The 3240-nt window shown below is 38.3% G+C and carries 5 protein-coding genes; 4 read left to right on the forward strand and 1 reads right to left on the reverse strand.

The features are described 5' to 3' along the window. Positions 1 to 188 precede the first annotated feature (188 nt). The 3 genes from HT719_RS10265 to glnA all read left to right on the forward strand — a co-directional run bounded on the left by HT719_RS10265 (position 189) and on the right by glnA (position 2532). Positions 189 to 716: an aromatic acid exporter family protein gene (locus HT719_RS10265; protein ID WP_000119913.1), complete on the forward strand. Its 528-nt coding sequence runs from the start codon at positions 189 to 191 to the stop codon at positions 714 to 716. Positions 717 to 792: 76 nt separating this feature from the next. Continuing rightward, positions 793 to 1149, forward strand: coding sequence for a transcriptional repressor GlnR (gene glnR, locus HT719_RS10270; RefSeq protein ID WP_088806357.1), 357 nt, complete (start codon positions 793 to 795; stop codon positions 1147 to 1149). A gap of 36 nt (positions 1150 to 1185) precedes the next feature. Further along, complete coding sequence (gene glnA / locus HT719_RS10275; protein WP_050261078.1) at positions 1186 to 2532, forward strand: type I glutamate--ammonia ligase; 1347 nt, start codon at positions 1186 to 1188, stop codon at positions 2530 to 2532. A 95-nt stretch (positions 2533 to 2627) separates the two neighbouring features. On the opposite strand, the gene HT719_RS10280 is transcribed toward glnA, so the two are convergent. After that, positions 2628 to 2747, reverse strand: coding sequence for a hypothetical protein (locus HT719_RS10280; protein ID WP_001808898.1), 120 nt, complete (start codon positions 2745 to 2747; stop codon positions 2628 to 2630). Here HT719_RS10280 and HT719_RS11780 point away from each other — a divergent pair. After that, complete coding sequence (locus HT719_RS11780; protein WP_172929128.1) at positions 2712 to 2861, forward strand: cell envelope; 150 nt, start codon at positions 2712 to 2714, stop codon at positions 2859 to 2861. The two genes, HT719_RS10280 and HT719_RS11780, sit on opposite strands and share 36 nt — an antisense overlap. Positions 2862 to 3240: the final 379 nt, after the last annotated feature.

Here is a 3240-nt window from a genome sequence, read left to right on the forward strand (position 1 = left end):
TTTTCATTGAGTATAAAGTTCTTCCAGGACTTGCAGCCTTGACAGAAAAATAAGATTTTATAAACAAATCAAAGAAGAGAGGGATGAGAGTTCCTCTTTTCTTTTGCTTAAAATAAAAGCGCTTCCTCGCAACTATTACTCATAAAAATCACCGATTTATGATAAAATGGAAATAGAAAGTTGAGATTATGAGTTATTTTAAAAAATATAAATTCGATAAATCCCAGTTCAAACTTGGTATGCGAACCTTTAAAACAGGAATTGCTGTTTTTCTAGTTCTCTTGATTTTTGGCTTTTTTGGTTGGAAAGGTCTTCAAATCGGTGCTTTGACAGCTGTTTTTAGCCTGAGGGAGAGTTTTGATAAGAGTGTTCATTTTGGGACTTCGCGTATTCTAGGGAATAGTATCGGAGGCCTCTATGCCTTTGTCTTTTTCTTATTAAATACCTTTTTCCACGAAGCCTTTTGGGTGACCTTGGTAGTTGTTCCAATCTGCACCATGTTAACCATTATGACAAATGTAGCCATGAATAACAAAGCAGGGGTTATTGGTGGTGTAGCGGCTATGTTAATCATTACCCTATCGATTCCGAGCGGGGAAACAATTTTGTACGTTTTTGCGCGTGTATCAGAAACGTTTATGGGAGTTTTTGTCGCAATTCTCGTAAATTACGATATTGATCGCATTCGGCTCTTTTTAGAGAAAAAAGAAAAATAATGTTACATTTTATAACATTATCAATTGACGTTTGTCTTTTTTTAGACTATAATAGACAGAAAGAAGGAAATTGTAAATGAAGGAAAAAGAATTTCGCCGAAATATGGCTGTTTTTCCTATCGGCAGTGTTATGAAGTTGACCGATCTATCGGCGCGTCAGATTCGTTATTATGAAGATCAAGAGTTGATCAAACCTGATCGAAACGAAGGGAACCGTCGCATGTATTCCTTGAATGACATGGATCGTCTGCTTGAAATCAAAGATTATATCTCTGAAGGTTATAATATCGTTGCCATTAAGAAAAAATATGCTGAACGTGAAGCGAAATCCAAGAAAGCGGTGAGTCAGACTGAGGTGCGCCGTGCACTTCACAATGAACTCCTCCAACAGGGTCGCTTTGCTTCGGTGCAATCACCTTTTGGTCGCGGTTAAGCAACCGCAAGTAGTCATACATTAAGGAGAAAACTCATGCCAATCACAGCTGCAGATATTCGTCGTGAAGTCAAGGAAAAAAATGTTACCTTTATCCGTCTCATGTTCTCAGATATTTTGGGAACCATGAAAAACGTCGAAATTCCTGCTACAGATGAACAGTTAGATAAAGTCTTGTCAAACAAGGCTATGTTTGATGGATCTTCTATTGAAGGTTTTGTACGTATCAATGAGTCAGATATGTACTTGTACCCTGACTTGGATACATGGACAGTCTTCCCTTGGGGAGATGAAAATGGAAGTGTTGCAGGTTTGATCTGTGATGTCTATACAACAGAAGGTGAACCATTTGCGGGGGACCCTCGTGGCAATTTGAAACGTGCTCTTCGTCACATGGAAGAAGTTGGATTCAAATCCTTCAACCTTGGACCAGAGCCAGAATTTTTCCTATTTAAACTCGATGAAAATGGGGACCCAACACTTGAAGTGAATGACAAGGGTGGCTACTTTGATTTGGCGCCTACTGACCTTGCGGACAACACACGTCGTGAGATTGTGAATGTCTTGACCCAAATGGGATTTGAAGTAGAAGCCAGTCACCACGAGGTTGCGGTTGGACAGCATGAGATTGACTTTAAGTATGATGAAGTTCTCCGTGCTTGTGATAAGATTCAAATCTTTAAACTTGTTGTTAAAACCATTGCTCGCAAACATGGCCTTTACGCAACCTTTATGGCCAAACCAAAATTTGGTATTGCTGGATCAGGTATGCACTGTAATATGTCCTTGTTTGATGCAGAAGGAAATAATGCCTTCTTTGATCCAAATGATCCAAAAGGAATGCAGTTGTCAGAAACGGCCTACCATTTCCTTGGCGGTTTGATCAAGCATGCCTACAACTATACTGCTATCATGAACCCAACGGTTAACTCATACAAACGTTTGGTTCCAGGTTATGAAGCCCCTGTTTACATTGCTTGGGCTGGTCGTAACCGTTCGCCACTTGTACGCGTGCCTGCTTCACGTGGTATGGGAACTCGTCTTGAGTTGCGTTCAGTTGATCCAATGGCAAACCCATATATCGCTATGACAGTTCTTTTGGAAGTTGGTTTGCATGGTATTGAAAATAAAATCGAAGCACCAGCTCCTATCGAAGAAAATATCTACATCATGACAGCAGAAGAGCGCAAGGAAGCTGGTATTACAGACCTTCCATCAACCCTTCACAACGCTTTGAAAGCTTTGACAGAAGATGAGGTGGTCAGAGCAGCTCTTGGAGAACATATCTATACTAGTTTCCTTGAAGCCAAGCGAATCGAATGGGCAAGCTATGCAACCTTCGTTTCACAATGGGAAATTGATAATTATTTAGACCTTTACTAATGATAATATAGAAGAAAGATTACCTGAGGGTAAACAGTCACACAGCAGTCTAAGCTATCAAATACCTATAACCCTTAAAATAGCGATTTCGGTCGCTATTTATTTTTCGAAAAATCCTCTTGACTCTTTTGCGAATTAGATTTATCATCAGACGTGTAGAAGAAAATCAAGGAGTCACTATGGAAAAATTCAATTTCAAAAACAATATCGGGCAAGAAAACAAATTGCTTCAAATCGAAATCTACAAGTTTACTAGCTTTTGCAAGCTTCAAAATTACACATCTGTAAATATTTTTTCGAAAGATATATTTGAAGCCATAGTAAATTGAGACTAGAATAGCACACTACATCTGCTAAAAATTTCTAGAAACTAATTTAACTTTCCTAATCNNTTATTTCAATCTACTATATTATCTCAATAAATGATGATGGAGACTGTTTTGTTTGTGCTTGTCGATTTTTGAATCCTGATCGAGCGGAAGAATATTTCTACCGAGGTTGCCAAGGGGAAAATCCTGAAGATATTGAATTTTATGATGAACAATTACAGGCAGAAAAGGTGGAGGTTTTAAGTATTCGATTGGAAGTAAAAAATTGAATTATCTACAATCTCATCAACAATAAACCTATTTCAACCCCATTATCTATAGGCGTATTTTTACGCCTTTTTATATACTTGAAGCACATAAGAAACATTATGGGAAGTTT

The organism is Streptococcus sp. k-378 (genome assembly GCF_013277505.1).
GTDB lineage: Bacteria > Bacillota > Bacilli > Lactobacillales > Streptococcaceae > Streptococcus > Streptococcus pseudopneumoniae.